Source organism: Streptomyces sp. NPDC058697, assembly GCF_042715345.1.
In the GTDB taxonomy this organism is placed as follows: domain Bacteria; phylum Actinomycetota; class Actinomycetes; order Streptomycetales; family Streptomycetaceae; genus Streptomyces; species Streptomyces liliifuscus.
In genome coordinates, this window is sequence record NZ_JBHXSU010000001.1 from 477,181 (window position 1) to 492,114 (window position 14,934).

A 14,934-nucleotide genomic window follows, 5' to 3' on the forward strand; every position below is an offset into this window, starting at 1 on the left:
GCCGCCCGTCAGCGCCGCGTGCCGACGCCGACGAGGCTGCGCTCGTACGGGTCGAGCAGCAGGCCACTGACCGCGGCGCCGACGCCGGTGATGATCCGCTGGTGGACCAGCGGCACGACGGCGTCCGTGCCGAGGATCGCCGCTTCGGCGGCCATCGCCGCGTCCTGCCGCTTCGCGGTGTCGGTGACCGTCTCGGCCTCGGCGACGGCCTTGTCGACCTTCTTGTCGCACAGCAGCGCGAGGTTGTAACTGCCCTTGCAGGTGTAGTCGCTGGCGAGGATCGAGACGGGGTCGCCGGTGTCGAGCATGGTGTTGCGGGCGGACACGAACGCGTCGAACTTCCCGGCCAGCGCGTCGCTTTCGAGCCGCGAGTACTCGCGCACCTCCAGCTTCACCTTGAAACCGGCCTTCTCCAGCTGCTGCTTGAGCACCTGGGCGACCTCGGGCAGTTCGGGCCGGTTGTCGTACGTGGCCACGGTGACCGACGTGCCGTCGGCGGCTGCCGCTCCGGCCCTTCCGGTCGGCTTGACACGCTTGTCGGCCGCCCAGGTCAGGGCCGGTCCGTAGATACCTGCGCCGGGGTCGGCGTGCCCTTCGTAGACCCCCTTGGCGAGGGCCGAGGTGTCGATGGCCTCGCGGGCGGCGGCCCGTGCCTTCGGATCCTTGAAGGCACCCTTCTCGGTGTTGAGCAGCAGGCTCGTGGTGCGGGTGGTGGCCGTCTCGCGGCGGGTCACCTCGTCGAGGGAGGTCGCCTGCGAGACCGGCACGGCCTCGGCGATGTCGACGCCGTCGGTGCGCAGCGCGTTCGTACGGGCCGTGCCGTCGGCTATGAACCTCGCGTCGACACCGGAGACCTGGGCGCGGCCGCCCCAGTAGTCGTCGAAGCGGTCCAGGGTGGCCGCGGTGGTCCCGGTGACCTTGGTGAGTTCGAAGGGCCCGGTGGCGGTGCCGACCGGACTGACGGCGTCCTTCTCCGCGTACGCCTTGGAGGAGAGGACCACCAGGCCGGGGCTCGACAGGCGCAACGGCAGTGCGGGGTCGGGCTCGGCGGTCGTCACCCGGACGCGTCGGTCGCCCGCGGCCTCGGCGGTGAGTTCGACGCCGGACAGGGCGGCGGTCACGGGCTCGGCGGCCGCGGCGCGGGTGAGGGCCGCGGCGACAGCCTTCGGGGTGACCTCGGTGCCGTCCTGGAAGGCCGCGTCCCGCAGGGTGAACAGCCAGCTGCCGTCGTTCTCGCGGCTCCACGACTCGGCGAGCGCGGGGGTGGCGGCACCGTTGGCGTCGAGGCGGGTGAGGCCCTCGGTCACGCCGAGCCGGCTGAGGAGCGTGGCGTCGGCACCGTACGGGTTGAAGTTCTCGGCGGGCGGGAAGGCGAGCGCGACCCTCAGCCGGGAGCCGTCCCCGCCGCCGGAGGACTCCTCCCCGCCATCGGAGGCGAAGCAGCCGGTGAGCAGAGGGGCGAGCAGCAGGCCGGCGACGAACCGGCGACGGCGCGGCATGGAGCGCATGGTCTCTTTCTTCGTGGGGGATTCGCGTGGGGAGATTCGTGGCGAATGGTTTCTTCGCGCGGAACGAACCGAACGGACGGTGCACGCGCAGCGGATCCGTCAAGGCAACGTGTCCGTCAAGGCAACGTGTCCGTCAAGGCAGCGTGTCCGTCAGGGCAGCGGGACTTCGAAGTGCACGATCCGTTGCCCGCCGCCCGGTTCCTCGCGCTCGTCGTGGACGACTTTGCCGAGGGATCGCCAGAACGCCTCGGCGCCGGGTACCGCCGGGTCGGTGTGCAGATAGACGGCGCGGTAGCCGCCGTCCGCCGCCGCGAAGTCGAGGAGTTCGCCGACCAGCCGCCGGGCCAGGCCCCGTCGCCGGTGATCGGCGCGCGTGTACACGCGGCGCAGCTGTGCGGTGTCCCCGGAGGGGTAGCGCTCGGCGAGGTCGCGCGGGTTGGGCGGGTGTGCCGGGCCCCGGGAGTCCAGCGCGGCGGTCGCGGCCACCGTGCCGTCCCGCTCGTCGACCGCGACCAGCAGGGTGTGCCGCTCGGGTGCGAGATAGAAGGAGTCCAGGTCGATGATGTCGCGGTGCCAGCGCGGTACGTACCCGGTGCCGAAGTCCCGGTAGACGGTGTCGAGCATCACGGACCGCGCGCCGTCGAGGTCGTCGGGCGTCGCCGTTCTTATGCAGTAGTCGCGCACCTGCACATCATATGCATTAAGGGTGGACGGACCCGTCCGGGGTGTGGTCGCTGCGCCCGTCGGAGGTGGAGTCCACCCGCCACCACGAACCCCTCCACACGACCCAGACATGGCCGTCCGGCCCGTGGTGCACCTTCAGTCCGTCGACGACGGCGAGAAGCGGCAGGTTCTTGGCGCCGGCCTGGTCACAGGAGTCCAGCGAGACCTTGACGTCGTCGGTGGCCGCCACGGTGATGCCCGTGGGGTCCGCGGTGAGCACGATCCGGCAGGTGTCGGCGGCGCTGCGCGCCAGCAGGCACCTGCTCGCGGAGCGGCCCGCGTCGAGGACCGGGGTGACGAAGGACAGCGGGGCGTCGATCACCCGCGTCACCGCCACGGCGGCCGCCTCGGCGGCGAACTCCCCGTCCGCACGGGAGAAATGGGCGGTGAACTCCATCTCCCGCACCGGTTCCATGACCCCGCACTCGGTCAGCAGGGGTGGCCCGTCCGACGGAGTGCGCACCGGCGTTCCCACCGCCAACCCTCCTTGGTCAGACAGTTCATGGTCAGTCATACGAACACGGCTCGTGAACAATCGTGCGGACAGCGAGGCGGACAGCGAAACGGACAACGAAGCAGAGATGCCGCCCCGTACCGGGGCAGCACGGCGACCCTACGTCCGCAACACCCCCTTGCACAGGGCATGTTGAGTAAACACAAAGACCAAAAGTCAACTGTTGCTGCTGAAATTCACTGGGTCGAGTGAACTAGATCTTGCGGACGGCGCGGCATGGATGGTTCCGCCGCGGGCGGGGTAGCTACCGAGATCGAATACGCCCTCCCCTGCAGAGGCGGAGCCGACATGTCGCCGGAATCCCATGACCAGGCCCCCGGGCTGCCAGAGTGCGGCACCGCGGAGTTCGAAGGCCCCACGGCGAGTCCGTACGCCCACAGCTATCCGAGCGGCGGGTTCACCGTCGTCGAGGTGCTGGGTGAGATCGACATGGCGACGGCGGACGCCCTGGCCGAGCATCTGGACGCGGTGACCGCGGGCCGGGCACCCCAGGTCCTGGTCGACCTCCGCCGGGTCGCCTTCTTCGACTGCTCGGGGCTGCGCGTGCTGTGCCGGGCCGACCGCCGGGCGAAGGAGCGGGGCGGCTCCCTGCGCCTCGTCTCCGACCAGCCCCGCATCCACCGGCTGTTGCGCGCCTCGGGGCTCCTCAGCCGCTTCCCGCCCCTGCCGGCACTTCCTCCTCCGTCCCGTCCGGGAAGCGCACCACCACCGCTCCCGCCGAGGTGACACGTGTACCGGCCCGTGCCCGCAGCGCCTCGGGGCCACAGGGCCGCGCCGGGTCGGCGCCCAGTACGACGAGCGTGACCTTCGCTCAAGACGTTTACGTGAGCCCCTGGAGGTAGCCGTGGAGAGCCGCCGAGCCCTCCAGCCGGTTCCGGCTCCGCAGGTGCAACTCGCGCTCCCGGCCCGCCAGTTCCGCCCGTACGCGCTCGGGGCTGCCGGTGGTGCGCAGTTCAGCCAGGACCGACTCGATGGTGGAGAACGGGTGGTGACCGCGCCTCAGCAGCGCCACGATCTGGGCCAGCCGCGCTTCCGACGCGGAGTAGCGGCGGTATCCGGTGACCTTCTCCCGCGTCGGCCGCAACAGGCCGCGCGTCTCCCACAGGCGCAGTACGGGCGTCTGCACACCGATGACGTCGGCCACCTCACCGATGCGCATCCCGCCGCGGTCCCGGTCCGGCGGCTCGGTCTCGTGGGTGATCAGCGTGTCCAGCGCCCGGATGACCTGGGCGAGTTCGGTGCGCTCCCGATGGAGCTCGGCATGACTCTCGTCGAGTACGGCGAGCGCGGTCTCCACGTCGCCACCGTGCACGGCCCGCATGATCGCGCCGGTCGTCGGCCAGCCGTGCCCGACGGCCAGCGCACGGCCCGCCCTGAGCGCTTCGGCATGTGCGGTCGTGAACAACCGGTAGCCGCTGTCCGTGCGCTCGACGGGCGGCAGGATGCCCGTCTCCACGTAGTTGCGGACCTGCTGTGTCGAGATGCCGGCCTCGCGCGCGAGGTCGACGGCCCGCAGTCGGTCACCCACCCTGTCTCCCCAGCCCGCCGCTTCACCACGATTTGAGAGTTGCAGACTAGGCCACGAGCTTGAACTGGCACGAACTCGGCTCAAGTCTCAAGGAGCACTTCAATGAAACGATTGAAGGAGAGCAGGCCGGATGAAGACCGGAAAGGGGAGAGCCTCGCCATGAAGTTCGTTCTCGAAGTCGACATGGGTGACACCGCCTGGGAGGGGAACGCCGCACGGGAGCTGGGGCGGATCCTCCGCTACTGGGGTGGGAACCTCCAGCACTACGAGCTGAAGCCGGGCGACGGGGCGGCCGTCTCCGACTCCGACTACCGCGAGGTGGGTTCCTGGCGCATCACCGCTTCGGCATGACGAGGGGATCGGCTCCGGACTGACGCCGTGGCCGTCCCCGGGAATGACGCCGGGGCCGGCGGAGACGGCCCCACTCCGTCTCCGCCGGCCCCTGTTGCGAGATCGCATGGCACTCCGCGAGGGGACCCGCACTCCCCATCCGCATCCGCGGGCCTCCGTCGACGCACATCGGCGAACCGCGCGACCCCGGTCCCTTTAGAACGTGAAGACGGCCGCCCCGTGGGCGTTCTTCACGCACTCATTGGAGAAGGTGCGTTCATAGGACACCCGCTTGCCCTGCCAGACGCCGTCGACCGTGACGACGACGGGATCGTATTCGCGGGTGCACATGGCTTCGGTTCTTCCTGGAAGGGCGTTGAAGTCCCCTCCGGACGCCCGCAGTTCGGCGCAGGCCGACGCCGCGGCCGGGTGGGTTCCCGAGGCCGTCGGCGTACAGGTCAGGGTGACCGCGCGTTCGGGGGCGGCGTCGGCCTTGATCTCGCCGTGGCCCATGGTGAGCACCAGGGAGGAGGGGGCGTAGAGAGAGTTCGGCGAGGGGGTGGCGGCGAGCGCGGACCCGATGAGGGGCCCGCATACGGCGGTGGCCGTCAGCGTGATCGTCGCTGCCCAGCGCGCGGTGTTCGGCATTGTGTGCATCCTTCCGCTCGGTTGGTTGCCGCCGGCTCGGTCGAGTGCCGGTGCGGCGAGCGCGAGTCTGCCGAGTCCGCGACGGAAACACACGTCGACCCCACGCGTTTCAGTAACCTTGCGTATTGAATCAGTGGCGTGAAGTTACGGAATTCGAACACGTCGACCCTTGAGTTGAGCGGACCGTGCGTCACCGGATGGACACGCTGGCCGGATTTGTACTGCTCAGCAATAGGCCTGAAACATTCCGCTTCCAGCTGAGTGCCGGGCTCTTGCGCTCGCGCCGCAAGCGAGTAATCGTCATTACATGATTACAGCCGAACAGCACGAGAAATTGCGCGGCTGGTTCGCCGGCCGTCTGCCCGACGACCTCTTCGAGAGCCTCGGCGAGGTCACGGTCGACCGTGAGGAGATCACCGTCGTCGGCCGCATCCCCGAACCCCGGCTCGCCGAGAGCGCCTCGGACGCCGAGCGGGAGGCGGCCGTCGGCTCCCGGATCCAGGAGTTCCGCGAGCGCACCCGTGACGCCCGGGTCGCCGTGGCCCGCGAGGCCGAGCACCGTTTCGGCAAGAAGGTCTCGTGGGGCGTGGAGTGCGGCGGCGAGCGAGCCCTGTTCACGCATGTCGCGGCGCCCGTGATGACCCGGCTGCGGCAGCCCCAGCGGCAGGTCCTCGACACCCTGATCGCCGCCGGGGTCGCCCGCAGCCGCAGCGACGCGCTCGCCTGGTGCGTCCGCCTCGTCGAACGCCACGCGGACGACTGGCTCGCGGAGTTGCGGGATTCCCTGGAGCACGTCCAGCGGGTCCGCGCGCAGGGGCCCGACGCCCCGGGACCCATTGCTGAGGACGCGGGTCCCGAGGACACTCCGACCGACGGCTGACACCTGAGCCGATCCGGAAAACGACGTCAACGGGAGGACTTCATGCGCAAAGTGGTCAACAGCCTCCGGGCACGGCTGACCGTGCTCGCGCTGCTCGCCTGCGGATTCGCGGCTCTGGCGCCCGTGAGCAACGGCCCGTGACGGCCATGCTCACCTGAGGGACAGGGCGCGCCCGCGAGACCGTGCGGTTCGTCCACCGGCACCCGACAACCGACAACCGACAACCGACAACAACAGACAACCGACAAGAGCCGATGGCACATTCGTCCACCGGCAACCGTGAACATGGATGGTTCGTCCACTGGTGCGGGTCTCGGCCCAGCGCTTAGCTTCGGCAGATCACCGCACCAAGGGACGGCTTCCCCGCGCTCCGCGCACCCCAGCGACAGCGACACGCCGTCCGGCCAGCCGCGTCACCGCGCGCTCCCCCGCCCTGCCGCCCCTCGGGGTGTCGGTCCTTCGCTGGAGCCCCTCCTTGTCCCAGAACTCCCCCGCCACGCAGCCGCCGTCGCTCACCGAGGTCGAGCCCTACGGCGTCGAGCGGATCCCCGACGCGGACCGCTCCGCGAGCCCGCTCGACCTCTTCCGGCTCGCCTTCGGCGGGGCCAACACCTTCTCCACCTGCGTACTCGGCGCCTTCCCGATCCTCTTCGGCCTCTCCTTCTGGCAGGGGCTCGCGGCCACGCTCCTCGGAGTCGTCGCGGGCGCGCTGATCCTGTGTCCGATGGCGGTCTTCGGACCGGTCAACGGCACGAACAACGCCGTCTCCTCCTCCGCCCACCTGGGTGTGCACGGCCGCGTCGTCGGTTCGTTCCTTTCACTGCTCACCGCGGTCGCGTTCTTCTCCATCTCCGTGTGGAGCTCGGGCGACGCCCTGGTCGGCGGTGCGCACCGGCTCTTCGGCCTGAGCCGCAGCGACCTGTCGTACGTCGTCGCGTACGCGCTGTTCGCCGTTCTGGTGCTCGCGGTCTGCGTGTACGGGTTCCGCTTCATGCTGTTCGTCAACAAGGTCGCGGTGACCTCGGCGACCCTGCTGTTCCTGCTCGGCGCGGTGGCCTTCGCCGGGGACTTCGACGCCTCGTACGCGGGGATCTTCACGCCGTCGGCCGACGCGGCGACCCAGGATCTGTTCTGGCCGTCGTTCATCGGCTCCGCGCTGATCGTGCTGTCGAACCCGGTGTCCTTCGGGGCGTTCCTCGGCGACTGGTCGCGCTACATCCCGGCGAGCACTCCCCGCCGCAGGGTGATCGGCGCCGCGTTCCTGTCGCAGATCGCGACCCTGCTGCCGTTCGTCTTCGGCCTGGGAACCGCGAGCATCATCGCGGCGAAGGCACCGGAATACGTCGACCCCGCGGCGCCGAACTTCGTGGGCGGGCTGCTGGCCATCTCGCCGAGCTGGTTCTTCCTGCCGGTGTGTCTGCTCGCGCTGATCGGCGGCATGGCGACGGGCACGACCGCGCTGTACGGGACCGGGCTCGACTTCTCGTCCGTGTTCCCCCGGCTGTCCCGGGTGCAGGCGACGGTGCTGGTGGGCGTGCTGTCCATTGCGTTCATCTTCGTCGGGCGCTTCGGCTTCGACCTCGTACAGAGCATCTCGACGTTCGCCACGATGATCATCACGTGTACGACGCCGTGGATGGTCGTGATGATGCTGGGCTTCTTCACCCGGCGAGGCTGGTACGACCCCGACGCGCTCCAGGTCTTCAACCGGCGCCAGCGGGGCGGCCGTTACTGGTTCGCGCACGGCTGGAACTGGCGCGGGATGACCGCCTGGTGGGTCTCCGCCGTCATCGGCGTCCTCTTCACGAACATCCCCGGCCAGTTCGTGGGCCCGCTCGGCGACCTGGCCGGCGGGGTCGACATCGGCCTGCCCATCTCGCTGGCGGTCTCGGCCGTGCTGTTCCTGTCGCTGCTGTGGTTCTTCCCCGAACCGCGGGCGGCGTACGGGCCGGAGGGCGCCCGCCTGGTACGTACCGTCGATGTACCGGTACCACCGATCACCGGGCCGGGCACCGAGGCCACCGAGAACCGACCGGTACTGGCCACCGAGGGCCCGTGACGACTTCTGACGGCTTCTGAGCACTTCGGAGGGCGAAAACCGGACAGCCGGCTCGGCTCGGGGCCGTCCGGGTGCGGGGCCTTCGTAGACTGCCGCGCCATGGAAGAGATCTACGAGCTGGGCGCGATCACGTGTCCGTCCGGTGAGTTGGTGGTCCTCGACGGTGGTCACCTGGGCATGTGGAGCGGGGAGCGGTCGCCGGCGGAGGTGGACCCGGGAGCGTTCGGCGTCCAGGATCCGGCGGTCGCCGCCGATGTGCGCGGAGCGACCGACTTCACGATCACCGGCCCCGACGCCGACACCGCGGCCCACTCCTTCGACCGGCAGCCCGGCCGCGTGCTCCACGACATCCCGGCGTCCGGAGTCGCGCGACTGCGTGAACTCTTCGACGCGCACTGCCGCGAGCACGGTTTCGACGCCCGGCTGGACGCCTGCGAGCGGGTGCCGCACCGGGAGCGCGTCCGGCGGTGCGCGGCGCGGGGCGGCGGCTGCTTCCTGATGCACGGGGTGCCGGTCGTGGCGCTCGGCGGTCTGCCCCGCGACCGCGCCCTCCCGGTGCTGGCTTCGGGCGCCGGCATCACGATCCGGGTGGACCCGGCCCCCGCCGCCAAGAGCGTGGAACTCGGCGACATCCGGGTCGACTGGGCCCGGCTGCTCTTCGGGGACGCCGACGCGCTCAACGCCTGGCAGCACGACGAACCCGTGGACGGGCTGGCCGACGTCGCGTTCTGGGGCGCCGCCGAGGAGGAGGCCGCCGCCGAGTTCGCGGCTCCCGCGCTCGGTGAGGTGGGCGAGGACGGCGTCAGGGGCTGGACGGGGCTGACCGTGCCGGAGGCGATGCGCCGGGCCGGTGCCCTCTTCGACTGGAAGGACGCCGACCCGGGGCGGCGGCTGATGGTGGACTTCCGCCCGCACTCCCACCACTGGCAGGTCATGCGCGAGGTCCGTGCCTCCGCGGTCGAGTCCGGAACCGTCGAGGTCGGCGGCGCGCGCGTGCTGTGCACCATGACCGGTCAGGGCGACGGCTGGTTCCCCGTGTCGGCCGAGCTCGGCCCTGCCGGCGAACTGGTCGCCGTACGGGTGTCGTTCACGAGCTGAGCCCGGCTCGTTCACCGGCCGGGCCCGGCACACCCGGCGATCTTCGCGTCGACGGTGGACGGATCTTGTCCCGCTCGTCAGGATCGTCGCAGGAACAGCGAGGTGTCCGGCGGACACGGGGCACGGTCTCCAGCGCGAACGGCACGGTCTCGACGGCGAGACCAAGGGCGAGAGGCGGGACGTACGGATGACGAAGCACTGGGCGGACTTCCAGTACGAGATCTATCTGAACGGCATGACGGGCGAGGTGCCCCGGCTGCCCACCGATCTGACCCGGCTGGAGGAGCTGGCCGAGCAGCGGCTCGAACCCGGCCCGTTCGGCTATGTGGCGGGCAGCGCGGGCAACGGCAGTACGGCTCGGGCGAACCGGGCCGCGCTGGAACGGCGCCGGATCGTGCCGCGCATGCTGCGCGATGTGCACGAACGCGATCTGTCCGTCGAGGTGCTGGGGCGCCCGCTGCCCGCTCCCCTCGCCCTCGCGCCGGTCGGCGTCCTGTCGATCATGCACCCGGACGCCGAGTCGGCCGCCGCCCGGGCCGCCGCGGCGCAGGGGGTGCCGTACATCCTGTCGTCGGCGTCCAGCACGCCTATGGAGCAGGTCGCGGAGGCGATGGGCGACGCGGAGCGCTGGTTCCAGCTGTACTGGGCGAAGGACCGCGAGGTCACGAAGAGTTTCCTGAATCGGGCGAAGGCGGCCGGATTCAGCACGCTGTTCGTCACGCTGGACACGCCGTTGCTCGCCTGGCGGCCGCGCGACCTGGACCAGGCGTATCTGCCGTTCCTGCACGGGATCGGCACGGCCAACTACTTCTCCGACCCTGCGTTCCAGGCGGGTCTGGCCAAGCCGGTGGACGAGGATCCGAACGCGGCGGTCATGCACTTCGTCGGGATGTTCGCCGATCCCGCGAAGACCTGGCCCGATCTGGAGTTCCTGCGCGAGAACTGGGACGGGCCCATCGTCCTGAAGGGCATCCTGCATCCGGACGACGCCCGCCGGGCCGTCACCGCCGGAATGGACGGGGTGGTCGTCTCCAACCACGGCGGCCGCCAGGTGGCCGGCTCCGTCGGCGCCGCCGACGCACTGCCCAGGGTGGTCGAGGCGGCCGGTGACCGGCTGACCGTCCTCTTCGACGGCGGGATCCGCACGGGTGACGACATCTTCAAGGCACTCGCGCTGGGCGCCGAGGCGGTGCTCGTCGGACGTCCGTACGCATATGGGCTCGGCCTCGACGGCCAGGCGGGAGTGGAGCACGTCATCCGCTGTCTGCTCGCCGAACTCGACCTCACCCTCGCGCTGTCGGGTCACGCGGGCCCGGCGACCGTCAGCGCCGACGACCTCGCCGAGGAGACCGCATGACCCGCGACTCCTCCGCCCCCGCCGCCTCCAGGAACGTCCTGGCCGTCATCTCGCCCCACGTGGGCGGGCGTTCAGGGGGTGCCAGGCTCGCCACGCTGTTCCCGGAAGGGGCCCGCGTGACCGTCGTCGAGTCGGCCGACGAGGCCCCGGCCGCGCTGGGCGAGGCGCACGTCGTCCTCACCGGGCTCGCCCCCGTCACCGCCCAGCACCTGGCCCGCGCACCGGAGTTGGAGCTGATCCAGTGCGCCAGCCACGGCTTCGACTACGTGGACCTCGAAGCGGCCCGCGCCCGGAACATCCCCGTGTGCACCATCGGCTCCAGCGGCGCCGAGAAGCAGAACGTCGCCGAGCAGACCTTCGCCCTGATGCTCGCCCTCGCCGAGCAGTTGATCCCGGCGCACACCGCGCTCGTCGACGCCGACTGGGCGCTGCCGCGGCTCCAGCGGTCGATCACCGAACTGTCCGGCAAGACCCTCGGTGTGATCGGACTCGGCCACATCGGCCAGGAGGTCGCCCGCCGCGCGGCCGCCTTCGACATGACCGTCCTGTACGCCGGGCCGCGATCCGTCGGCCCGGAGACCGAGGCCCGGCTCGGCGGGGCGCGCCATGTCGCCCTCGACGAGCTGCTGCGCGCGTCGGACTACGTCACGCTGCACACGCCGCTCAACGTCACGACCCGGCATCTCCTGGACGCCGACAGGCTCGCGCTGCTCAGGCCGACCGCATTCGTCGTCAACACCGCGCGGGGCGCGCTGATCGACCAGGACGCCCTCGCGGACGCGCTGGAGTCGGGTGCCCTGGCCGGGGCGGGCATCGACGTCTTCGACCCCGAACCTCCCACACCGGCCCTGCGGCTGCTCAAGGCCCCGAACGTGGTGCTCTCGCCGCACGTCGCCGGCGTCACCCGCGAGACCCTCGTACGGATCGCGCTGGCCGCCGTCCAGAACGTCACCGGGTTCCTGGCCGGCGAACCACCCCGGGACGTCGTCTCCTAGCACCCGGTCGAAGCAGAACCTGGTTGACGCAGGACCTGGTTGAAGCGGGGCCGGGACGCGGCGGAACCGCGTCAGAGACCGAGTTTCGAGACCGTCTGCGCCAGCAGGAGGGGCACCGGTGCGACGGGCCGCGGGGCGGAGTCGTCGACGGTGATGGCGCGGCGCTCCGCGTAGGGCCCGGACACGGTGGTGGTCGGCTCGGGCTCCGCGTCCTTCTCCGCGGCCGACGGCTCCACCTCGCAGGGGGACTCGGCGCAGTCGGCATCGGAGCCGGAGCCGGAGTCCGATGTGGCGGACGTCGGGTCGGCGTCCGGCCTGCCGGACGACGGCGCACCCGTTCCGGCGATCGACAGCGACTCGGGGCTGGCCGTCGTGGCGTCGGTCAGCCAGCGCTGTTCGTCCGACCTGTCGCGGATCTTCACCACGACCTCCGCGTCCGGGTCGCCGGAAGAGGGCGCGACGGCGAGCCCCTCCTGCCAGCGGGGCAGCAACTCGCCCTGGACGGTGAGGTCGTAGCGCACGTCGTCACCCCGCTTGGCGGACGCGGGGACGCAACGGCCCAGGACGACCACGCCCGCGTCCACATGGGAGTCCAGGCACAACTCGGGGTCGGCGACGCTGCGCAGGAGTCCGTCCTCCTCGTACGACCACTGCTGTGTCCTGGCCGCGGAGCACGTCTCCAGTCTGGTGCCGACACCGGCCTTGGCCCTGCCGTCCTTGATGTCGAGGCAGAGGTCGGCGGCGAGGTTGCGCAGCCGGGTCTGTCCGGGGGGCGTCGGCAGGCCCGCCGAGTTGGGCGGGGACGACGACCTGGCGGGCGGGGTCTGTCCGCCGGCGCCCGGGACGATGCCGCTGGACGCGCCGGCGGAGGCCGAGGGATCCGCGTCACCGTCGTCCGACGACCACAGGCTGGCTACGAGGACGGAGGCGAGCAGGGCCACCGAGACCAGGCCCGCTCCGGTGAGGAGCGCCTTCGAGTGCCGGGAGCCCGGGGAGGAGTGGCGCCCCTGCCGGGACGGCCTGGGCGAGAGCTGGGCCAGCAGACGGGGGCGGTCGCCGCCACCCGGGCGTCTGCCGCCGGTGCGGCCCGGACGGGCACCCGAGTGACCGCGGCTGGGCCGCGACTCCAGATAGCGGCGGGCGCCCCAGCCGAGCACCGACTCGGCGAGCAGACCCCCCAACCCACCCTCGAAATGGCTGAGTTGCTCGGCCGCGTAACGGCAGAAGCGGCACTCCAGGAGATGCTGCTGCACATCGGGGAGCAGCGCGCCGCCACGCCGAATCGGAACGTCCAGGAGACGGTTGTAGTAGCGGCAGTCTTTGTTCGGCGCGAGTTCACGGTGGGCCCGAACACAGCCCTCCCGGAATTTCTCCCGGGCCTGCTCCAGAGCCGCCGACGCGGTGTCGGTATCCATACCCAGCAGACCGGCCGGTACGGATATGGGCTCGGCCTCGACCTCGGTGTGCCAGAGCACGCACTGGGCGAGTCCCGGGAGGGACTGGAAAGAACGCTCGGCGAGCTTGCGATTTTCCGGCGTCATGGACTTCGTCGCGCGCATACCGCGCCCCCCGGCGGGTTTCCGGAGATCCGGCAGCACGGCGGATATCCGGTCCTCCGCGGACCATGCCTTGATGATGTCCCGCACGGCCACCAGGAGCTGGGGGCGCAGGGCGACGGCGGACCCGGCGCGCCGCAGGCGTTCCAGCACCTGCTGGAAGGCGGCGGCGGTGACCATGGAGGCGACGTTCGCCGAGGAAGCGAGGCAGATGACGGCATAGTCGTGGGTCGGCTGCCAGTGTCGCGCGAGCAGCAGCGCCACGGAGTGGGTCAGCTCGCCCTCCGGCTGTGCTCTGAGCAGGGCGGCGAGGCTCTCGTCGGATTCCCCTGGAGCGGCGCCGGAGCCCGGCGGATACGGAGGACGAGGCGGGTGGGGGGTGTGCACTGAGCGGGTTCCTTCCAAGGCACAAGGTGGCACACAGAAGTTGTGACCGCCGAAAAGGAGCTCCTGGTTGGTGCATACCTTTTTGGCTCGACGAACGGAAAGCGGCCGGGATCTCGACCACTCGACGTCCGTCGGCCGCGAGCCTTTTGGGCCCTACGGCACGATGAAATCCCGAGCAGCGAATCAGACCTGACCATTGGACATGTACGAGGAAGTTCACCCTTGCACAAAACTCTCACACCCAACAAGGCACTTGAGCTACTTCAGCAACATCCGCGGCATTGAAGGAAAGTCAGTCACTCCTGGGGCAACTCGCCTCGGCCGTACCGCATTTCGAAATGGCAATCGTTGCCATGCGCCCCGTGTGAACCGCGCGCCCACGCCGGCACCTCTCGCACGCTCCCCGCGCGCGACAGGGCGTAGTCCACTGGTAGCGGCCTTTCTCGGAGGCCCCGCACGGGACGGCGGCTCTCCCGCGCGAAACGGGCCGCCGACCCCGATCCTCCCGCCCTCGGTCGGCGGCCCCGAGGGCGGGTCGCCACGTCCGGGGTCCGCGGCCCGAGGCCGCCAGGAACGCGGACGTCAGATCTGCCAGGACCGCAGCCGGTCGGCCGCCGCGAAGACGTCCACCTTGCCGGAGATCAGGTCGCGGGCGAGGTCCACGAGTGCGCCGTACGGCGGATCGATCCCGACGCCGCTCACGAACATGTACGAGACCGCCGTCGCGCAGGCGAAACGGGCGTTGGCGGTCGGCAGCGGCTTCAGCAGGGCCAGGGTGTGCAGCAGCGCGGCGGCGCGCCAGGCCGGGTCCGAGTCCACCCCGAGCCGGGGCGGGTCCACTCTGTGCCGGGCCACGGCGGCCACGAGCACCGAGAAGTCGTTGACGGTCGGCTGGTCGGGCAGCACCTCTTCATGGCGCTGGAGCAGCCAGGGCACGTCGATGTGGATGACGGGTGCCATGAGTCAGGCGGCCCGCCCCTCGCCCCTGGTGGGTGGTTCGTCGTCGGGGAAGGCCGCGGCGAACTCGTCCGCGTGCGCCGCGAAGAACCGGCGGAAGACGTCCGCGCCTTCCTGCAGCGCCCGGTGCCGCACGATGTCGGCCGCGGCCGCCTCACGAACCAGGGCCTTCATCGACGTACCGCGCTCCTTGGCGATCTGCCGCAGATCCTCGAGCTCGCGCTCGCTGAATTCCACGTTGAGAGCAGGCATGACCTCACGGTACCGCGCGGGTACTTACTCGTAAATACACACAGGTCAAGTGCTATGGCCAACGGTACCGAGCGAGTACGACCGCCATGAGCGCGAAGCGACCAGCCTGAGACCTGCGTCACATTCCCCCCGCCGTCTGTCA

The 14,934-nt window shown here is 70.8% G+C and carries 15 protein-coding genes; 7 read left to right on the forward strand and 8 right to left on the reverse strand.

Going from position 1 to position 14,934, the window contains the following annotated elements:
• Positions 1-8 precede the first annotated feature (8 nt).
• The 3 genes from ACFWXQ_RS02075 to ACFWXQ_RS02085 form a co-directional block, all read right to left on the reverse strand.
• Positions 9-1,508, reverse strand: a complete 1,500-nt coding sequence (locus tag ACFWXQ_RS02075; RefSeq protein WP_383949571.1) for an ABC transporter substrate-binding protein — start codon at positions 1,506-1,508, stop codon at positions 9-11.
• A 150-nt stretch (positions 1,509-1,658) separates the two neighbouring features.
• Positions 1,659-2,192, reverse strand: a complete 534-nt coding sequence (locus tag ACFWXQ_RS02080; RefSeq protein ID WP_383949574.1) for a GNAT family N-acetyltransferase — start codon at positions 2,190-2,192, stop codon at positions 1,659-1,661.
• 16 nt (positions 2,193-2,208) lie between these two features.
• A complete protein-coding gene (locus ACFWXQ_RS02085) occupies positions 2,209-2,706 on the reverse strand; it encodes a hypothetical protein (protein ID WP_383949577.1) in 498 nt (165 codons plus the stop codon).
• A 327-nt stretch (positions 2,707-3,033) separates the two neighbouring features.
• On the opposite strand from ACFWXQ_RS02085, the gene ACFWXQ_RS02090 reads away from it, so the two are divergent.
• Positions 3,034-3,471: an STAS domain-containing protein gene (locus tag ACFWXQ_RS02090; protein ID WP_383949579.1), complete on the forward strand. Its 438-nt coding sequence runs from the start codon at positions 3,034-3,036 to the stop codon at positions 3,469-3,471.
• 94 nt (positions 3,472-3,565) lie between these two features.
• On the opposite strand, the gene ACFWXQ_RS02095 is transcribed toward ACFWXQ_RS02090, so the two are convergent.
• On the reverse strand, positions 3,566-4,273 hold the full coding sequence (locus tag ACFWXQ_RS02095; RefSeq protein WP_383949582.1) for a MerR family transcriptional regulator: 708 nt from the start codon (positions 4,271-4,273) through the stop codon (positions 3,566-3,568).
• Positions 4,274-4,375: 102 nt separating this feature from the next.
• On the opposite strand from ACFWXQ_RS02095, the gene ACFWXQ_RS02100 reads away from it, so the two are divergent.
• Positions 4,376-4,624, forward strand: coding sequence for a hypothetical protein (locus ACFWXQ_RS02100; protein WP_383949585.1), 249 nt, complete (start codon positions 4,376-4,378; stop codon positions 4,622-4,624).
• 195 nt (positions 4,625-4,819) lie between these two features.
• On the opposite strand, the gene ACFWXQ_RS02105 is transcribed toward ACFWXQ_RS02100, so the two are convergent.
• A complete protein-coding gene (locus ACFWXQ_RS02105; RefSeq protein WP_383949588.1) occupies positions 4,820-5,251 on the reverse strand; it encodes a protease inhibitor in 432 nt (143 codons plus the stop codon).
• Positions 5,252-5,558: 307 nt separating this feature from the next.
• Here ACFWXQ_RS02105 and ACFWXQ_RS02110 point away from each other — a divergent pair, with 307 nt between their 5' ends.
• The 5 genes from ACFWXQ_RS02110 to ACFWXQ_RS02130 all read left to right on the forward strand — a co-directional run bounded on the left by ACFWXQ_RS02110 (position 5,559) and on the right by ACFWXQ_RS02130 (position 11,640).
• The gene (locus ACFWXQ_RS02110) at positions 5,559-6,131 is read left to right on the forward strand and encodes a hypothetical protein (RefSeq protein ID WP_386267324.1); all 573 of its coding nucleotides are present in this window, start codon (positions 5,559-5,561) and stop codon (positions 6,129-6,131) included.
• A gap of 475 nt (positions 6,132-6,606) precedes the next feature.
• Positions 6,607-8,190 (forward strand): purine-cytosine permease family protein, encoded by a 1,584-nt coding sequence (locus tag ACFWXQ_RS02115; RefSeq protein WP_383949594.1) that lies wholly within the window; start codon positions 6,607-6,609, stop codon positions 8,188-8,190.
• A gap of 99 nt (positions 8,191-8,289) precedes the next feature.
• The gene (locus tag ACFWXQ_RS02120; protein WP_383949597.1) at positions 8,290-9,288 is read left to right on the forward strand and encodes a hypothetical protein; all 999 of its coding nucleotides are present in this window, start codon (positions 8,290-8,292) and stop codon (positions 9,286-9,288) included.
• Positions 9,289-9,475: 187 nt separating this feature from the next.
• The gene (locus ACFWXQ_RS02125) at positions 9,476-10,645 is read left to right on the forward strand and encodes a lactate 2-monooxygenase (RefSeq protein ID WP_383949600.1); all 1,170 of its coding nucleotides are present in this window, start codon (positions 9,476-9,478) and stop codon (positions 10,643-10,645) included.
• The gene (locus ACFWXQ_RS02130) at positions 10,642-11,640 is read left to right on the forward strand and encodes a 2-hydroxyacid dehydrogenase (protein WP_383949603.1); all 999 of its coding nucleotides are present in this window, start codon (positions 10,642-10,644) and stop codon (positions 11,638-11,640) included. Before ACFWXQ_RS02125 ends, ACFWXQ_RS02130 begins: the two co-directional genes overlap by 4 nt.
• A 71-nt stretch (positions 11,641-11,711) precedes the next feature.
• Here ACFWXQ_RS02130 and ACFWXQ_RS02135 read toward each other — a convergent pair whose 3' ends face one another.
• From ACFWXQ_RS02135 to ACFWXQ_RS02145, 3 genes are all read right to left on the reverse strand, one after another.
• Positions 11,712-13,583: an RICIN domain-containing protein gene (locus tag ACFWXQ_RS02135; RefSeq protein WP_383949605.1), complete on the reverse strand. Its 1,872-nt coding sequence runs from the start codon at positions 13,581-13,583 to the stop codon at positions 11,712-11,714.
• A gap of 582 nt (positions 13,584-14,165) precedes the next feature.
• Entirely contained in the window at positions 14,166-14,543 is a 378-nt protein-coding gene (locus ACFWXQ_RS02140) for a toxin Doc (protein WP_200394322.1), read from the reverse strand.
• Between the two features lie 3 nt (positions 14,544-14,546).
• Positions 14,547-14,792: a hypothetical protein gene (locus ACFWXQ_RS02145; RefSeq protein ID WP_143634966.1), complete on the reverse strand. Its 246-nt coding sequence runs from the start codon at positions 14,790-14,792 to the stop codon at positions 14,547-14,549.
• Between the last annotated feature and the right edge of the window lie 142 nt (positions 14,793-14,934).